The sequence below is a fragment of the Neoluteolibacter marinus genome, from assembly GCF_014904755.1.
GTDB lineage: Bacteria > Verrucomicrobiota > Verrucomicrobiia > Verrucomicrobiales > Akkermansiaceae > Haloferula > Haloferula marina.
On sequence record NZ_JACZFQ010000100.1, the window covers coordinates 57587 to 75755 of the forward strand.

An 18169-nucleotide genomic window follows, 5' to 3' on the forward strand; every position below is an offset into this window, starting at 1 on the left:
GAATGCCGTGGCGCTTCGCGCGGGTTCTGAAAAAGCCATTCTTCCTCACACTTCCTTCGTCATTCGGAATTTCCCCATTCGTCATTTTCCCATGCCCGCCAAGAAATCACCGGCACCGAAATCCCGCACCAAAGTCCGCGAACTCCTCTTCGGCGACCTCTGGGAATACGATCCCGCTCCCGAGTCGGCGCCTGCCCACATTGACGCGCGCTACGGACTCTTCATCGGCGGCAAGTCCGTCGCCCCGAAATCGAAGAATTACTTCGACTCGATCAGCCCGCGCGACGGCAAGAAGCTCAGTGAAATTCCTTTCGCCGGGAAAGCCGATGTCGATGCCGCCTTCGCCGCCGCGAAGAAGGCCTTTCCCGCCTGGTCGAAGCTGCCCGGCAAGGAGCGCGGCAAGTACTTGTTCCGCATCGCCCGCCTGCTGCAGGACCGCTCGCGCGAGTTCGCCGTGGCCGAGACGCTCGACGGCGGCAAGCCGATCAAGGAGTCGCGCGACTTCGACCTGCCGATGGCCGCGGCGCATTTCTTCTATCACGCCGGCTGGGCCGACAAGCTCGCGTTCGTCGCCCCGGGCCGCACGCTCGAACCGCTCGGCGTGGTCGGCCAGATCATCCCGTGGAATTTCCCGCTGCTGATGATGGCATGGAAAATCGCGCCCGCCCTGGCCACGGGCAACACCGTGGTCATCAAGCCCGCCGAGACGACCTCGATCACCGCGCTCAAGTTCGCCTCCATCCTGCAGGACGCAGGGCTGCCGCCCGGCGTGGTCAACATCGTCACCGGCGCCGGCGAGACCGGAGCCGCGATCGTGAACCATCCCGGCGCCGCCAAGATCGCCTTCACCGGATCCACCGAAGTCGGCAAGATCATCCAGCGCGCGCTCGCCGGCAGCGGCAAGCGCCTGGCCCTCGAACTCGGCGGCAAGGCCGCCAACATCGTCTTCGAGGACGCTCCCATCGACCAGGCGGTCGAAGGCATCATCAACGGCATCTTCTTCAACCAGGGCCACGTCTGCTGCGCCGGCTCGCGCCTGCTGGTCCAGGAGAGTGTCGCCGATGCGGTCATCGCCCGGCTCAAGCGCCGCATGCAGGTGCTGCGCACCGGCGACCCGCTCGACAAGAACACCGACATCGGTGCCATCAACTCCGCCGAGCAGCTCGCGAAGATCCGGGAGCTCGTCGCCAGCGGCGTCGAAGAAGGCGCCGAACTCCATCAGCCGGCCTGCAAGTTGCCGAAGACCGGCTTTTACTTTCCCCCCAGCCTTTTCACCAAGGTCACCCAGAGCCATCGCGTCGCACGCGAGGAAATTTTCGGCCCGGTGTTGTCCATCCTCACCTTCCGCACCCCGGAGGAAGCGGTCGAGAAGGCCAACAACACCCCCTACGGCCTCAGCGCCGGCGTGTGGACCGACAAGGGCAGCCTGATCCTCAAGATGGCGAGCGAACTCAAGGCCGGCGTGGTCTGGGCCAACACCTACAACAAGTTCGATCCCTCCAGTCCCTTCGGCGGCTACAAGCAGTCCGGCTTCGGCCGCGAGGGCGGCAAGCACGGGCTGCTCGACTATGCCCGGCTGGCCTGATAGCGGTGCCAGGATGGACGCTAGGGAAACGAAGGCATCGCTCGGCTGCGGCTCGCTGATCCTGATCGCGATCATCGTGCTGATCTTCAGCGGCGGCCGCGACGACAAGAAGCTGCGCAGCGAACTCAGGTCCGCCCGCAACGAGATCCGGGCACTCAGGGGCGAGGTGATCGACCAGTCCGTCCAGCTCGACAAGATCCAGAAGAAGCTCGACCAGCAGGCGGAGGATAACCAGCGCCTCCTGCGCCTGCTCCCGCAGCTCCTCGAGGTGGAAGGCAGATAGCGGCACTCCGCCAAGGTCACGGGTCCTGGTCCCCGTCCCCAAGCAACCGGCCCCGGCATTCTTCCCCGGGTTGAGTGGGAATGGCGCCGTCATGAGTTGAACAATGGTGTCGACGGGATCGGCCGGCCGGCAGGGCCAGCCTCTTCTCTATCTAACCAAATCCGGCGGTTCCTGGCTTGCCATGACAACTATTCTTGCGAAAAAGTGATTCCCCATGCCGGCTTGAAGCCCCCCTTCACACGCGATCGCCCATGAAATCACTGCCCCTCCTTGCCGCCATCCTGGCCACCGCACCGCTTCCCGTCTCTTCGGCCATTCTGCGGGTCGCGGCCGGATCCGTTGCCGCAACCCCCGATGGAAGCTCCTGGGCCACGGCCTTCCCCACCCTGCAGGACGCACTCGCCGCCGCCGGTTCAGGCGACGAAATCTGGGTCGCCGCCGGAACCTACCACCCGGACGAGGGAGCCTCCGCCATCCCCGACGACCGCGCTTCCACCTTCGCCATCACCGCGGATGTCGCGATCTACGGAGGATTCGCAGGCACGGAGTCCCTGCTCTCGGAAAGAAACCCCGCCGCCCATCCGGTCATCCTGTCCGGTGAAATTCAGGACGATGCCGATCCCACCAATAACACCTACCATGTCGTCCTCATCACCGACGGCGACGACGCCACTTTTCAGGACGTTCTCCTCGACGGACTGACCATCACCGGGGGATACGCCGACCTCGATTCCGGCGGCAACAACCAGGGAGCCGGCATCGACAACCGCGAGAACCTCACCCTGAGAAAAGTGACCGTGGCCGACAACTTCGCCACCGACCAATGCGGCGGTGTCGCCCTGGGCCTCGGCACCTCACTCATCGAGGATTGCGTCATTTACGGAAATGAAGCCAGTGGTTCCGGCGGCGGCGCGGGGGTCGCCGCTCAGGCAATCCTCACCATCCGCCATACCCGGTTCACCGGAAACATCGTCGAAAGCGGCAACCCGGGCTCCGGAGGTGGTGCGCTCATGATCGAGCGCGGTGCGGTCGTCACCATTGAGGATTCGATCTTCTCAGGAAACGAAGGCCGGAACTCTTCCGATGGCGGGGCGATGCGAATCGAGTCCGGCACCGTATCCATCGCCAACTGCTCCATTCTGGGCAACAGAAGTTCGGAAGCGGGCGGAGGAGTCCATCTCAGGAATGCCCCCGCTTCCTTCACGAACTGCTCCTTCCAAGGTAATTTGGGCTCAAGGGGCGGTGCGGTTTTCGTATCCCACGGATTCCCCCCAAATTTCACCAACTGCTCTTTCCAAGGCAATCGTGGCCAAGTCCTATCGGGCGGAGTCGGCTGCCCCAACGACTCCCAGCTCACCTTCACCAACTGCATCCTCTGGAACAATGCGCTGGGTACGAGCACCTCGGATCCCGCTTCCTCCGTGTCGGGTTCCTTCACCTTCTCCCACTGCCTCGTCCAGAACCTCCATCCCGCCGGCACCGGCAACCTCGACGGCACCCTGCCGGGAAATGATCCGCTGTTCGTGTCCGAGGTGGATCCCCTCTCCGCCCCTCACGACAGCGGCGGCGACCTCCGCCTGCAGCCCGGATCCCCCGCCATCGATGCCGGCGATGACTCCGCCAGCAGCGAGATCACCGACCTCGCCGGAAATCCGCGCTTCGCCGACGGCGATTCCGACACCACCGCCACCATCGACCTCGGCGCCTATGAAATGCCGCCCACCCGGATCGTCACCAGCGATGCCGACTCGGGCACCGGCTCACTGAGGGAAATCCTCGCCCTGGCCGTGCCCGGCACCCATGTCACCTTCGATCCCTCGCTGGACGGAGCCACCATCACCCTCACCACCGGCCAGCTCGATCTCACGCAGGATGTCACGATCGATGCCTCCCCGCTGCCCCGCGGACTCACCCTTTCCGGCAACAACAGCTCGCGCATCCTCGCGATCCACACCGGCACCACCGTGAACCTCGAGGCCCTCACCTTCACCGGCGGCAACTCGCCACTCAACGCCGGGGCCATCGTCAATCTGGGAGAGACCACCATCCGCCGCTGCACTTTCACCGGCAACACCGCCGCCACCAACGGCGGCGCCATCTCCAACGCCACCGGCGGCCAGCTGACAATCGAGAATTCCACCTTCCACGGCAACTCCCAGACCGGCCCGACCCAAGGTGGAGGTGCCATCACCCAGGGTGGCGCCGCCACTTCGCTGACCCTCCGCCACTGCACCGTGACCGGCAATTCCGCGACCGGTCCCGGTGGCGGTGGCGGCATCCAGATCCAGGGATCGAACGTCACGCTCGTGGATAGCATCGTGGCGGGAAACACCGCGACCGGCGGCACTGGCCCCGACCTCAAGGGCACCCTCAGCGCGACCGGCGGGGTCAATTTCATCGGCGACGACAGCTCCGGCGCCAACGGTCTTGGCACACCGGGCACCGACTATCTCACTGGCGACCCGATGCTCGGTCCATTCACCGGCAATGGCGGCCCGACCTTCACGCGGCACCCGCTGCCAGGCTCTCCCGTGATCGATCCCGCCGGCGGCGACGCCAGCCCGTCCACCGACATCGACCAGCGCGGCGCCAGGCGGTTGTCCGGCACCACCGCGGACATCGGCGCGGTGGAAAGCTTCGTCGCCCATGTCGACCAGCTCGCCACCGGTGACGACGACGGCAGCAACTGGGCCGACGCATTCACCGGCCTCCAGGACGCCCTCACCGGGCCACGCCCACTCGAAGTCTTGATCGCCGAGGGCACCTACCTGCCCGGTGCCGCGGAATCCGACTCGTTTGCCATCCGCACCTCCCTTTCGATCTACGGCGGCTTCCCGTCGGGCGGAGATCTTTTCGACAACCGCGATCCCGCCGCCCATCCGGTCATCCTGTCCGGCGAACTGCAGGACGATGCCGACCCCACCAACAACGCCTACCACGTCGTCCTGATCACTGATGGCGACGCCGCCTTTCAGGACGTCCTCCTCGACGGACTGACCATCACCGGCGGATACGCCGATCTCGGGTCCGGTGGCAACAACCAGGGAGGCGGGATCGACAACCGCGAGAACCTCACCCTGAGAAACGTCACCGTGGCCGACAACCTCGCTACCAGCCACAGCGGCGGCATCGCCCTGCGGCTTGGCACCTCACTCATCGAGGATTGCGTCATTTCCGGAAATGAAGCCGGAGGATCCGGCGGCGGCGGCGCTCGGGTCGGTAATCCGGCACGCCTCACCGTCCGCAACACCCTGTTCACCGGAAACATCATCGACAACGGCGGAGGCGGCGCGCTCAGGATCGAAACAAGCGCGGTCGCCACCATTGAAGAGTCGGTTTTTTCCGGGAACAGAGCTAGGAACGGCGCCATTGGTGGGGCGATAGAAACCAGTACCAGCAGTACAGCATCCTTCACCAACTGCTCCATTCTCGGCAACAGCAGTGCAGGCTCGGCCGGAGGAGTCAGTATCATCAGTTCCTCACCCAATTTCACCAACTGCTCGTTCCTGGGCAACCGTGCCACGGCTGGCGCCGGCGGTGCTGTATTTACCGGGGACTTATCATCCCCAATCTTCACCAACTGCTCGTTCCAAGGCAACCGCGCCACGGTCGGCTCAGGCGGCATCTTCAAAAACGACCCCATAATCCCGGGCAACCTCAGGCTCACCAACTGCATTCTCTGGAACAATGCGCTGGGCACGAGCACCTCGGATCCCGCTTCCTCCGTGGACTCGTATTTCTCCGTTACTTACTCCCACTGCCTCGTCCAGAACCGCAATCCCGCCGGCACCGGCAACCTCGACGGCACCCTGCCGGGAAATGATCCGCTCTTCGCCGCCGAGGTGGATCCACTCACCGCCCCTCACGCCAGCGGAGGCGACCTCCGCTTGCTCAGCGGCTCTCCAGCCCTCGACATCGGCAACGACTCCGCCAACAGCGAGGCCACCGATCTCGCCGGAAATCCCCGCAAGTCCGGTACCATCGACCTCGGTGCCTACGAAGGATCCTTCGTGACCTTCTCCCACCTTTACGGCGGCCTGTCCCCCGACGGCGACGACAACCACAACGGCCACCTCAATTTCACCGACTACGCCCTCGGCGGCGATCCCACCGCACCGCACGACCCGGCACTGTACCCTGCGCTCAATGGCGGGCAACTCACCCTCGGTTACCGCGAGAATGCGATCGACGTGACCCCGGACTTCCGGAAGTCGACCGACCTCCTCTCCTGGGATCCCATGGTCGAGGGCCTCGACTACAACATCCATTCAAGCGCCAGCGGCGGCGGGCGGACCCTGCTCACCCTCGACCTCCTCATCGGACCACCCGCCGGTCCGCGGATGTTCTTCCGCGAGGAATTCGCCCCGCCGGCGCCTTGACCCAAGACGGGTTCCGTCACCTCAAATTGCCCTTTCCCCGCAAGCCCGCCGCAGCCAGACTCGCCGCCACGGCGGCAAGCCCCGAAGTTCCATGATCCCGATCACCAAGACCCCGAAGTGCTACGTCGGCGGATCCTTCATCCGCTCGGAGTCCGGCCGCGTCTACGAGATGCGTGGTAGCTCCGGTGAATTCCTCGCCAACATCCCGCTGTGCTCGCGAAAGGACCTCCGCAATGCCGTCGAGGCCGCGGCCAAGGGTGGCGCCGGATGGGCAAAGCGCACGCCCTACAACCGCGCGCAGATCCTCTACCGGATCGCGGAAATGATCGAGTCCCGCGCCGCGGAGATGTCGGCTTGGGTTCCCGGGAAGGAAGTCCGCGCCACGATCGATCGCATCGTCCACTTCGCCGGCTGGGCCGACAAATACGAGCAGGTCCTCGGCAGCGTAAACCCGGTCGCCAGCCCGCACTTCAACTTCACCGTCACCGAGCCGATGGGCATCGTCGGCATCCTCGCCCCGGAGGACAACCCGCTGCTCGCGCTGATGACCCTCATCCTGCCCGCCATCACCAGCGGCAACTCGGTCGTCGCCCTCGCCTCGAAGAACGCCCCCTACCCGGCGATCCTGCTCGGCGAGATGCTGGCCGTCTCCGACCTGCCCGGCGGCGTGATCAATCTCCTGACCGGCGACCGTGCCGAGATCCTGCCGACCTTCGCCACCCACGAACACATTCGTGCCCTCGCTGGAATCGCGACCAGGGAAGAAGCGGTCGCCCTCCAACAAGGCGCGTCCGAATCGGTGAAAAGGGTCAAGCTCCTCGCCCCCGACACGGACTGGTATTCCGCCCGCTTCGAGTCCCCCTATGGCATCCGCGATTTTGTCGAGGCAAAGACGGTCTGGCATCCGGTGGGAAGTTAGCCCGCGCCCGCCATCGGCCCAGACGAGGGAGATCATTTCTCCTCCAGCCACTTGCGGTGGTTGAGGATCGTCTCCTCGACCCGCTCCAGGGCCCCGGACCTTGCGACGGGATCCTGGATCTGCCCGGCCCACTGCTTCGCGCTTTCGTATTCGCCGGACTCCGCCGCGGTGGCCGAAAGGCTCGTGGCGATCATCGCCCGCATCCCCGGGTCCAGCGCGGCTTGCTTCCGCTGGAACCAGCCGTTTATCCCCTCGGGATCAACCCGGGTCCAATGGCGGAGCGCGGCATCCACATCCGCGGACCGTTCCGACGATCCATCTCCCAAGATCACGTCCATCGCCTTGCTCCCATCTTCGTCGATCATGCCGGCCATCACCTTCCCGCGCAGCTTGAGCTCCACCGAGCGATCGCCGGCATTCGAAGCATCGGCCTCCATTCCCTTGAGATGCTCCCACTTCTCGAAGGCGCCCAGGTTCTCATCCCCCTCCACCATCTCGTAAACCTGGTAGGGTTTGATCACCCCGTCCGCCATGAGTTTCCGGGCGAAGCTCAGGATGTCGGCCGCCCCGTCGCGCCCCGAATCGACCAGCCCGTCCTTCAACGCGCTGGTAACCGCATCCCCGATCAAACCGGGCGGCAGGTCATGCCTCCGCGCATCCCGCAAACCATCGAGACGTGAAGACGTGACCTCAGCCTTCAGATCCCCGGTGTCGAAGCCCTTCATGTAGCCGAACATCGCCGGATACAGGTCATCAAAGGACACCACCTTGAGCAGGTCCATGGCCCTGCCCTTGTCGTCGCTCACATTCGCAAAGAAGGCGTACATGCCTGCTTCCCGCACACTCCCCGAGCAACCATTCACCAGCGCATACGCCTCGTCGTCGCAGCCCCGGGCACACATCCCGGCGATCAGCTTCTGAATGAAGTCGCACCTCTCCAGGATGTTCGGGTGCGCCCGCATGAACGCGGCGAGTTCATCTGCCGCAGGAACTTGATCCGACGCTTCAGCAAGCGTCGCGCCAGACCCAACCCGTGCAGGATGGTGGGACGGCACCTCGGATCCGGCTCTTCGTGTCCCCACGATGGTGCCCTGACCTTCAACCGGAGCGGCCGCGACCCGCGGAAGAGAAGACCGATGCGACCAACGCCCGATGAAAATCCCCGCCAGGAGGGCCCCGACGACCGCAATCGCCACGCTTATCTTTCCACCTATCATCGATAAGGCGCAGACTAGTGATCCGTGACTTCCTCAGGCAAGCGGCTTGTTTGCCGTCCATGTCACCGGCGGAATCCGTGGATCCAGCGTGTTGAACACTACTCCGGTGACTCCAACGTTGCACCGAAAGCGCTCAGGCGGTATTCCTCGAGTCCCCCCGCCCGAAACCGCTGATGCGCTTTCCTTTTGTTCTCCTCCCCCTGTTGACCCTCGCCGACCTCCGCGGTGACGTGGTCATCTCCGAGTTCCTCGCCGACAATGCATCGGGGATCGAGGATGAATCGGGAAGCCGCGAGGACTGGATCGAACTCCACAACACGGGCAACAGCGCGGTCGACCTGGATGGCTGGTGGCTGACCGACGATTCGACGGAGAAGAGGCAATGGCGCTTCCCGGCCGTCAGCATCGATGCCCACAGCACCCTCCTGGTCTGGGCCTCGGGCAAAAACCGCACGACCCCGGGGGCTCCGCTCCACACCAATTTCAAGCTGTCGAGAAACGGGGAGTTCCTCGGGCTCTACAAGCCCCACGCCGCGACCGGATTGCCGGTGCTCTTGTCATCGTTCGGCGCCAGTTACCCCGCCCAGCTCGCCGATGTTTCCTATGGCATCGATGGGGCGGAACAGGCCGTCTACTTCGACGAACCCACCCCCGACGCCCCCAATGGCAACGGCAGCGCGGGTCCCTTGATCCACGACGCCACCCCCGCCGATCCCGGGATCCCCCGCCCCGACGGCACGCCGTCCAGCCCCCCGCTCAAGGTCACCATCCGGGTCATCGCCACCGGGCAACCCGTCGCTGCCGTGCGCGCCATCCACCGCACCATGTGGGGCGGTGAATCCACGGTGGACCTGAACGATGCGGGCACTGCCCCCGACGACGTCGCCGGGGACGGGATCTATTCCGGCAACCTGCCCACCGTCGCGACCGCTCCCGGCGAGATGTTCCGCTGGCGCTTCGAAGCCGAGGACAGCGAGGGAGCGGTCACCGGGCTGCCCGCCTTCGCCGATCCCGCCGATTCGCCTCGTTACTTCGGCACCGTCGCCGCCAATACCAGCACCGCCAGCAGCCAGCTGCCGGTGCTGGAGTGGTTCGTGGAAGACGCGCCTGCCGACGGCCCGGACACCGACACCTTCCGCGGCGCCTGCTACTATCTGGGTCGTTTTTACGACAATATCCGCAACGACATCCACGGCCAGTCGACCGCAAGCTTCACCAAGAAGTCCTACGATTTCGATTCGAACGACGGCCACCGCTTCGTCTGGAGGGAAGGCGAGCGGGCGGTGAGGGATTTCAACCTGCTGACCAACTACGCGGACAAGACCAAGGCCCGCAACACCATCAGCCACGAGCTGGGAAAAGCGTTCGGCACCCCGCATCACTTCGCCTTCCCGGTCCGCGTCCAGCTCAACGGCGTGTTCCATGGCGTCCTCGACATGGTCGAGGACAGCGACGACCGGATGCTCGAACGCAACGGCCTGGACGGCGACGGGGCACTCTACAAGATCTACGCCGCGGACCTGGTTTCCGGCGCCGAGAAGAAAACCCGCAAGGACGAGGGCAACGGCGATCTGGTGGCCATGGTGGACGCGCTCGACCCGTCGCAGCCGCTCGCCGCCCGCCGGACCTACGGCTACGACAACGTCAACATCGCGGCGACGGTGAACTACCTGGTGACCCGCCAGTTCAACAGCGAGGTCGATCATGGCGACAAGAACATGTATCTCTACCGCGACACCGAGGGCAGCGGCGAGTGGCGGCCGATCGTCTGGGATGTCGATCTTTCCCAAGGCCACAACTGGACCCCGGAGCACAATTACTTCGACGACGGCCTCCACAGCGACAACGACTTCAACGCCCAGGCCGGCAGCAACGGGATCTACAACCTGATCCTCGACTCCCCGGAGATGCGGCAAATGTGGGTGCGGCGGATGCGGACGCTGATGGACGAATACTTACAGCCGCCGGGCACCGTCGACGGATATCTCGAGACCCGGATGCGCGCGATCGCCGCCAGCATCGACCCCGACCCGGCCGATCCGTCGGGCTGGACCGACGGCGATCTCGACGCCGCGCGCTGGGGCTTTCATCCCAACTTCATTCCCAATCGCCCGCGCGAGGAGGTCGAACGCTGGATCACCGGCTACCTCCAGCCACGGCGCGCGTTCCTCTTCTCCACCGGCGCCAATCGCCCGCGACTCTACTCGGCAAACTATTCCACCAGCATCTTCGTTCCCGAAAACAGCCAGAGCAACGTTCCCGGCATGGTGGTCATTGAAGCCGTCGACTACCTGCCGGCCTCCGGCAACCAGGCGGAGGAGTATCTTATCTTGAAAAACACCACCTCGCAGGCGGTGGATCTTTCCGGTTGGACGCTCGAGGGAGCGATCGAACACACGCTGGAGGGGGGCACCGTGATCCCGCCGGGCGATGGCAGCGCGGCGTCGGACTACCAGGGTTTGCTCCACGTCGTGAAGGACCCGGCCGCCTTCCGCCACCGCGCCAGCGGCCCGACCGGCGGCCAGCGGCGGTGGATCCAGGGCCCCTACTCCGGCCAGTTCTCCGCCCGCGGGGAAACGGTGACCCTGCGCGATCCCGCCGGCACGATCATCGCCAGCTTCAGCTACCCGGGGACGCCGTCCGACCTCCAGCAGTTCCTGCGGATCTCGGAAATCCAGTATCACCCCGCCGACCCGACCCCCGCCGAAGAAGTCGCCCTGCCGGCGGTGACCGGGGACGACTTCGAGTATCTCGAGCTTGCCAACACCGGTCCCTCGCCGCTGCAGCTTGCCGGGGCCACCTTCACCGAGGGGATCGGCTTCAGCTTCCCTTCCGCCAGCCTGCCGGCCGGGGAGCGGCTGGTCCTGGCCAAGAACCCGGCAGCCTTCGCGCTGCGCTATCCGGGCACGACCGCCCTCGTTTTCGGCCCCTACGACGGGGTGCTCGCGAATGCCGGCGAGTTCCTGGAAATCACCGACGCCCTCGGCGAAAAGATCCTCGGCTTCGAATACAAGGACGGCTGGTACCCGGCCACCGACGGCAGCGGCCGGTCGCTCGTGCAGCGAGACCCCGCGGGTACCCCTTACGACCAATACGGCGACCCGCGGAACTGGGCGATCTGCGGTGACCCGCTCGGCGCCCCTGGTGCCGTGGACGGACCGCCAGCCCAGGCCTACCGCGGCTGGGACAATTTCCATTTCACCGCCCTCCAGCGCGACGACCCGCTGATTTCAGGACCCGACGCCGATCCCGACGGCGACCTCCGCCCGAATGCCGAGGAGTATGCCCTCGCCACCGACCCGTGGACCGCCGACGTGCCGCTGCTTGCTTTCACGTGGTCGGAGGAAGACGGCGAAACCCGCCCCGCCCTGCGCTTCCGCTGTCCGGCCCGGGCGCTGGATGTCGGCTACCAGCTCCAGGCCACGGACGATCTCACGAGCTGGCCGGTGGTGGCGGACGAAGCCGCTGAAAGCACCCCGCTCGACGCCGGAACCGAGGAAGTCGTCTTCCGCGACGGATCGGCCCACGGCGGCACCACCCGCTTCCTCCGGCTTCACTTCACGCCGGTCCCTTGACGGCCGCAGCTACTGCTTGCCGTCCAGATACTTCCAGGCGCCCTTGTGGCGTTTGAACCGCGAGATCTCGTGCAGTTCCTGCGGTTCGCCGTTGACGAAATAATTCGCGACGAACTCGACCTTTCCCACCTTGTCCTCCTTGCCGCCCTTGGCCGTGGCGACGATCGTCAGGTTGGCCCAGTTCACCTGGTGGACGGTCTTTTCCAGCTCGCGCCTCAGGCCCGGCTCGCGGGTGTCGGGATGGGTCGTCTCGACGAGGTAGTCGACCAGCCGGAAAAAGTAGGCGCTGTAACGCGAGCGCATCAGCTGCTCGGATGTCGCCGGCTTGGCCTTGCGGTGGTGGAATGGCTGGCAACAGGCCTCGTACGTCATCCCGCTCTTGCAGGGGCACAAGGATTCGGCCCGCACTCTCGTCACCTGTTCGTCGTTCACGGGCGCCATCCTCCGGGGCTGCCGCCGGATTACAACCCTCCAGATCGCCCTCCCCCTCTGGAGGACTGCCGCGCAGGGGTCCTTCTTTGGCATGGCGCGTGCGATGACACCGTCGGGCGGCCATGCACCACCGCAACCGCCCCATTGACGCCGACCTCCTCCTGCCAAAAGCTCTCACCCGCATGGAAATCACCGCCCCCGCCGGCTCGAAGCCGGGCCACGTCCTCAACCAGCAGACCCAAGGCAAGGAGCTCCTTTGCCGCGAGGACTTCCCCCTGGACTCCGGCCACGAGCTGGCCGCCGCCGTATTTGCGCAGGACGGGAGCTACCGGGTCTCGCTGTGGACCGACGTCGCCGCGCCGGTCGTGCTGCACTGGGGCACCATGAAACGGGCCCGTTCCTCGTGGACCCTGCCCGGCGAAGACCTGCGACCGCCCGGATCCACCGTGTTCGGCGACGTGTCGGTCGAGTCCCCCTTCGCGGAAGCAGGGGGCCTGCGCGAACTGACCTGGGACATCCCGGCCGATGCCGCGCCCCCCTACATCAGCTTCGTCATCCATCAGATAGCCGCCAACCAATGGCTGAAACACCACGGCAAGAACATCGACCTCCACCTCGCGCCCGCTGACAGCGACGACGCGCCGCTCGATGCCCTGGCCGGCGCCATCGTCGACGGTGAAACGGGCCACCACGGATGGACGCTGATGCACCGCTTCAATCTGTGCCACGACCTGATCGACGACGCCGGCGAGTCGCGCGAGGCCTGGGCGCTGCTGTTTGTCTGGTTGCGCTACTCCGCGGTCCGGCAGCTCGACTGGCAGCGCAACTACAACACCCAGCCGCGCGAGCTTTCCCATGCCCAGGGCCGCCTCACCGGACGCCTGGCCGGCGAATACGCCTCCCAGCCGGCCAACCGCGACCTGATCCGGCTGATGCTCGCCTGCCTCGGCCGCGGCGGCGACGGCCAGCGGATTCGCGACGACATCCTCCACATCATGCACCGCCACCACATCAAGGAGGTCGGCGGCACATGGATGGAACAGTGGCACCAGAAGCTCCACAACAACACGACGCCGGACGACATCGTCATCTGCGAGGCCTTCCTCGCCTTCCTCCACGCCAACGGCGACCCGGCGCGCTACCACGAGACCCTGCAGGCCGGCGGCGTCACCCCGGAACGGCTCGCGTCCCTCGAACGGCCGATCACCATGGATCCCGAGTGGCATCCCCATTTGAAGGACGGGCTGCTCCATGACTTCGGGCACTACCTGATGCTGCTCAAGTCCGTGCACTCCGGCACCGACCTGTTCACCGCCATCCGCTCGGGCGGCCACCTGTTGGAGGGGACCACGCGCGACACCCTCGAATGGGTGCTTCACAACTTCCAGAACCCCGACGCCGAAACGACCAGCCTGGTCAAGGCGGGCACCATCGCCCGCCAGCGACTTCACGGCCGGCTCGACAACGAAAACGACACCGGGGTCATCAAGGAGCTGATCTACCTCGACCTCGCGCTCGAACAGGCGCTGCGCACCGTCATCGAACGCGCCACCCACGCCAGTTTCAGCGGCGAGCAGTTGCTCGAGCTCATCGATCTCACCCTGCAGAACGAACTGCCGGGGTCCGGCGGCGAGGAACTCGCCCAGTGCCAGCGCGAATGGCAAAGCCTGCCCGCCGACGATCGCTTCGGCCCGGACTGGGCCCTGCACGCGAAGGCCGCCCTCGACCGCCTGCGGCGCGCCGTCGAGGAGAAGATCGATGGCGCCTATCAGTTGATGCAGCCCAAGGCCATCCTGCTCGGCAAGTCGTTCGACGCCGACGAGTGGGTGGTGAACCTGTTCTCCGAGGAAGTCGTGCGCGGCCAGTCGGTCTTCCTGCTGTCGATGTTGATCCATCACTTCGACCCGGTGCTGCGCAAGCAAGCGAAGCTCGGCGACTGGCTCATCGTCAGCCCCAGCACCGCCACCGGGGAAGTCCGGCGGATCGAGTCGTTCCGGTCCATCCAGGGCCAGCGCTTTGAAAGTCCGACGATCATCGTGGCGGACAAGGTCCATGGCGACGAGGAGCCGCCGGAAGGCGTCCGTGCTGTCATCACCCCGAGCTCGGTCGACCTCGTCTCCCACGTCGCCGTGCGCGCCCGCAACGCCAGTCTGCTGTTCGCGACCTGCTACGATCCCGATACCTTCACCAAGCTCCAGTCGATGGAGGGCCAGCGGATCGACCTCAAGGTCACACCCACCGGCGACGTGGAATTCGGGCCGTCCAAGGCGAAGGCGGCCAAGGACACCGGGAGCAAGACCGGCAAGCCCGCCACCGCCGTCGCCCCGGCGAAGCCTTCGCTCGACGTACTGCCGATGAAGACCTTCGCCAAGGACCGGGTCGGCGGGAAGTCGTGGCACCTCAAGGAACTCGGAGGCAAGCTCCCGGACTGGATCCATACCCCGCGGTCAATCGCCCTCCCCTTCGGGGTCTTCGACGGGGTGCTGGCCGACCCCGCCAACGCATCGTTCCGCCGCTCGTATCAAGCGCTGCTCAAGGAGCTCGGCGATCACCCGGAGCCCAAACTCGCGGAAATCCGGGCACTTTTGTTAGACCTCGCGATCCCGGAGTCGCTGCAGTCCGCGATCGCTGCGGCGATGGCCGCCGCCGGCTTGCCCGCACCGGATCCTTGGAGTTCCGCCGCGACCCGCATCAAGCAGGTGTGGGCCTCCAAATGGAACGACCGCGCCTATTTCAGCCGCGAGGCCCGTGGTTTTCCGCACGATGCCGTGCAGATGGCGGTCCTGATCCAGGAGGTCGTTGCCGCGGAGTTCGCCTTCGTGATCCACACCGTCAACCCGTTCAACGGCGACCCCGGCGAGATCTACGCCGAAGTCGTCCTCGGGCTCGGGGAAACGCTGGTCGGGAACTACCCGGGCCGGGCGCTGAGCTTCGTTTGCAAGAAGAACGGCGGCCAGCCGGTCGTCCTCGCCTATCCCGGCAAGAGCGTCGGCCTCTTCGGAGGCGGCTTGATTTTCCGCTCCGACTCGAACGCCGAGGACCTCGAGGGCTACGCTGGGGCGGGGCTTTACGACAGCGTGTTGCTCGACGAGCCGCGCGAACAAATCCTCGACTACACCGGCCAAGACCTGGTCTGGGACCAGGATCGTCGCACGGAAATCCTCGCGAATATCGCCCGCATCGGCGAGGTCGTGGAAGATGCATTCGGAACCGCCCAGGACATCGAGGGAGCCTTCGGCAACGGCCACTTTGCCGTGGTCCAAACCCGGCCCCAGGTCGGCCTGTGAAATGCCCGCCATCCATCCGGACATGAAGTCTCCCGTCATCCGAATCGGCAACCAGACCGCCTACTCGGCCGGCTCGGTCCTCGAGCCTTTCGAGTTCGCGGTGGCCCACGGTTTCCAGGCCTTCGAGTTCTTCCCCGACCGAGGTTTCTCCGGCACCGGCGGCTGGGCGGAGGATGACCTGGACCCGGAGACCCGGCAAAGGATCCGCGAGACGGCCGCCGCCCATGGCATCGAGCTCACCGTCCACGCGACGCTCGAATTCCACCCGCTGCAGTCCCCCGATCACCCGCGGCTCGCGGGCACGATCGGACTCGCCGTCGATCTCGGCGCCAGCCTCGTCAACCTGCACCTGGAAATGGACCAGGGCGCGGAGGCCTTCGTGCAGGCCCTCCGGCCCACCTTGGAGAAGACCGCGGAGGCCGGCATGAAACTGGCCATCGAGAACACCGTCCACACCGGCCCGGACGACTTCAACGCCTTCTTCTCCGCCCTCCGCGCCGATCAAGAAGCACCCGCCGATCATGTCGGCATGTGTCTCGATCTCGGCCACGCCAACCTTTACGACCGCTACCGGAACAACTACATCGGTTACCTCGATGCGGTGTCGCCGGAAGTGCCGATCATCCACCTTCACCTGCACGAGAACCACGGTGACCGCGACAGCCACCTGCCGCTGTTCACCGGGCCATCCCGCGACCATCCCGCCGGGTTGATCGCCCTGGTCGACCGCCTGGCGAAGCGCTCCTTCGACGGCTGCGCCATCCTCGAGCAGTGGCCGCACCCGCCCTCGCTGCTGGTCGAGGCACGCGACCGCCTCACCGGTCTGTTAGAAAATCGTGGCTGAATCCCCTCCACCCGGCGACATCGGCCGCCAGCTTGTCCGACGCAACGGCGAGGCCCGCAGCTGGCGGGAGAAGCTCGCACTGGTGCAGGACCTGCTTGCCGACGAGGACCGCGAGCTGACTCCCGGCGACCTGACGGACGTCGCCATCTACCTGAGATTCCTCAGCACCGGCGGGATCCCCTGTGAGGAAGACGGGAGCCACTACCGGCCGTCCCACCACGCCCGGATCGCGACCCGCATCCACGAGCGGCTGGCCCGGCTCGATGCCCCAGAACTGGCATTCATGGTGCGCAAGATCCAGGCCTGCCTGCCTTCCACCGCCGAACCGTTCCAGCGGGCGGAACCGCTCACCCGCATCCGCGACATCGCCCATCGCAACGACATCCCGCAGGACCTCAAGCGCGAGATCAAGACGACGCTCCAGAACAAGCTCCACCGCTGCGCCGGACCCGAGGACCTGGTGACCAGCGCCGGGCTGTTGGAACGGATCATCGCACCGGACAGCCATTACTCCGGGGACTTCGTCGAACAGTTCAGGATTTTCCACGGCGAGCTCCTTGAATTCTTCAATGCCGCGTCGCTGGACGACCGGCTGCGGGCATTCGCGTCGACGGCCGGTGATACGGTCGGCGAGGCGGTCTCCGCGTTCCTCGCCGCGAAGCACCGGTCGGAACCCGACACGCTCCGACACCTCACCCGGCTGCGGGAGCTTCTGGATGCCGGTGGCATCGAGGCCCGCCTCGCCGACATCGCGCTGGAGGATTTCGCCTTTCCCCTGCTGAGCGAGGAGATCAACCGGCTCGATGCCGGCGACTGGCCGCGTCACCTCGACACCCTCGCGCTCACGCTCGACAACCTCGGCCGGATCGCCCCGGAGGAAACCGCGGCCATCGCCTCGGAGCTCCGTACCTGGCGTGCGGGGTTCGATCCCGCGGATCGCGACGCCCTGCTGCGGCTCAAGGCAAGTGTCGACCGCGCCCGCCGGGTTGCCGGTGAATTCAGCGACGTGGTGCTGGCGCGCTTCGCCGACCGCGCCGGGCAACTGGCCCCGGAACTGGGAGTCGACCCCCGTGCCGCGACGGTGTTCGCCGAGGCGGAAATCCGCAGCCACCTGGTGTTCCAACTCGCCAAGCTCGCCAGCTCGTTGCTGCGCATGATCCGCGCGGAGCTCGGGCAATCCCCTTGGGATGTGCTGGTCACCGGTCAGGCCCGCGGCCGGCTGCACGCCGTCGAAACGATCGACACGTCCCTGACCGGACCACGGATCCTGCTGCTCGAGCACGCGACGGGCGACGAAGAACTGCCGGCCGGCGTCGCCGGCATCCTGCTCGCACACGATCTCCCCCACCTCTCGCACCTCGGGGTGCGCGCCCGGCAGGCGGGCGTCGTGGTGGCTTGCTGCGAGGAAGCCGAGCTCTTCCATGACTTGCGGGAACTCGGCGGACAGATGCTCCGACTCACCGCGAGCATCGACGGCATCCATCTCGAGCCGGCCGAGGAATCCGGCGTGTGCCCGTCGACCCGGGTCGCCGGCACCGGAGCCCTTCCCCCGGTGCGGCTCGACCCGCCGGCCCCGGTCCTTCCGCTCGAGGAAATCGAGGCGGACCGGGGTGGCAACAAGTCCCACGGGGCGCGAAAGCTTTCGAAA

General features: G+C 65.9%; 10 protein-coding genes. 8 read left to right on the forward strand and 2 right to left on the reverse strand.

Features of this window, described 5'->3' with window-relative positions; all coding sequences use genetic code 11:
- Positions 1–91: 91 nt before the first annotated feature.
- The 4 genes from IG178_RS19730 (at position 92) to IG178_RS19745 (ending at position 7166) form a co-directional block, all read left to right on the forward strand.
- Complete coding sequence (locus IG178_RS19730) at positions 92–1585, forward strand: aldehyde dehydrogenase family protein (protein ID WP_193214304.1); 1494 nt, start codon at positions 92–94, stop codon at positions 1583–1585.
- A 13-nt stretch (positions 1586–1598) separates the two neighbouring features.
- On the forward strand, positions 1599–1868 hold the full coding sequence (locus tag IG178_RS19735) for a hypothetical protein (RefSeq protein WP_193214305.1): 270 nt from the start codon (positions 1599–1601) through the stop codon (positions 1866–1868).
- A gap of 251 nt (positions 1869–2119) precedes the next feature.
- On the forward strand, positions 2120–6247 hold the full coding sequence (locus IG178_RS19740) for a right-handed parallel beta-helix repeat-containing protein (protein ID WP_193214306.1): 4128 nt from the start codon (positions 2120–2122) through the stop codon (positions 6245–6247).
- A 91-nt stretch (positions 6248–6338) separates the two neighbouring features.
- Positions 6339–7166 carry an aldehyde dehydrogenase family protein gene (locus IG178_RS19745; RefSeq protein WP_193214307.1) on the forward strand — a complete coding sequence of 276 codons (828 nt, stop codon included), beginning with the start codon at positions 6339–6341 and terminating at the stop codon, positions 7164–7166.
- A 32-nt stretch (positions 7167–7198) separates the two neighbouring features.
- Here the strand turns inward: IG178_RS19745 and IG178_RS19750 are convergent, their stop codons facing one another.
- Positions 7199–8128: a hypothetical protein gene (locus IG178_RS19750; RefSeq protein ID WP_193214308.1), complete on the reverse strand. Its 930-nt coding sequence runs from the start codon at positions 8126–8128 to the stop codon at positions 7199–7201.
- Between the two features lie 428 nt (positions 8129–8556).
- Here IG178_RS19750 and IG178_RS19755 point away from each other — a divergent pair, with 428 nt between their 5' ends.
- Positions 8557–11958 (forward strand): lamin tail domain-containing protein, encoded by a 3402-nt coding sequence (locus IG178_RS19755; protein WP_193214309.1) that lies wholly within the window; start codon positions 8557–8559, stop codon positions 11956–11958.
- A 9-nt stretch (positions 11959–11967) separates the two neighbouring features.
- Here the strand turns inward: IG178_RS19755 and IG178_RS19760 are convergent, their stop codons facing one another.
- Positions 11968–12399, reverse strand: a complete 432-nt coding sequence (locus tag IG178_RS19760) for a YchJ family metal-binding protein (protein WP_193214310.1) — start codon at positions 12397–12399, stop codon at positions 11968–11970.
- A gap of 173 nt (positions 12400–12572) precedes the next feature.
- Between IG178_RS19760 and IG178_RS19765 the strand changes: the two genes are divergently transcribed.
- From IG178_RS19765 to IG178_RS19775, 3 genes are all read left to right on the forward strand, one after another.
- Positions 12573–15677, forward strand: coding sequence for a phosphohistidine-like domain-containing protein (locus IG178_RS19765; protein ID WP_193214311.1), 3105 nt, complete (start codon positions 12573–12575; stop codon positions 15675–15677).
- Between the two features lie 22 nt (positions 15678–15699).
- On the forward strand, positions 15700–16521 hold the full coding sequence (locus tag IG178_RS19770; RefSeq protein ID WP_193214312.1) for a sugar phosphate isomerase/epimerase family protein: 822 nt from the start codon (positions 15700–15702) through the stop codon (positions 16519–16521).
- A partial coding sequence (locus IG178_RS19775; protein WP_193214313.1) for a phosphohistidine-like domain-containing protein occupies positions 16514–18169 on the forward strand: 1656 nt, incomplete at its 3' end. The genes IG178_RS19770 and IG178_RS19775, both read left to right, overlap by 8 nt.

What these genes read in the sequence shown, in the direction of transcription:
- IG178_RS19760 (WP_193214310.1), bottom strand. Translation starts at nt 12,399, where the DNA reads ATGGCGCCCGTGAACGACGAACAGGTGACGAGAGTGCGGGCCGAATCC.
- IG178_RS19765 (WP_193214311.1), top strand. Translation starts at nt 12,573, where the DNA reads ATGGAAATCACCGCCCCCGCCGGCTCGAAGCCGGGCCACGTCCTCAAC.
- IG178_RS19730 (WP_193214304.1), top strand. Translation starts at nt 92, where the DNA reads ATGCCCGCCAAGAAATCACCGGCACCGAAATCCCGCACCAAAGTCCGC.
- IG178_RS19740 (WP_193214306.1), top strand. Translation starts at nt 2,120, where the DNA reads ATGAAATCACTGCCCCTCCTTGCCGCCATCCTGGCCACCGCACCGCTT.
- IG178_RS19750 (WP_193214308.1), bottom strand. Translation starts at nt 8,128, where the DNA reads ATGCGGGCGCACCCGAACATCCTGGAGAGGTGCGACTTCATTCAGAAG.
- IG178_RS19770 (WP_193214312.1), top strand. Translation starts at nt 15,700, where the DNA reads ATGAAGTCTCCCGTCATCCGAATCGGCAACCAGACCGCCTACTCGGCC.
- IG178_RS19755 (WP_193214309.1), top strand. Translation starts at nt 8,557, where the DNA reads ATGCGCTTTCCTTTTGTTCTCCTCCCCCTGTTGACCCTCGCCGACCTC.
- IG178_RS19745 (WP_193214307.1), top strand. Translation starts at nt 6,339, where the DNA reads ATGATCCCGATCACCAAGACCCCGAAGTGCTACGTCGGCGGATCCTTC.
- IG178_RS19735 (WP_193214305.1), top strand. Translation starts at nt 1,599, where the DNA reads ATGGACGCTAGGGAAACGAAGGCATCGCTCGGCTGCGGCTCGCTGATC.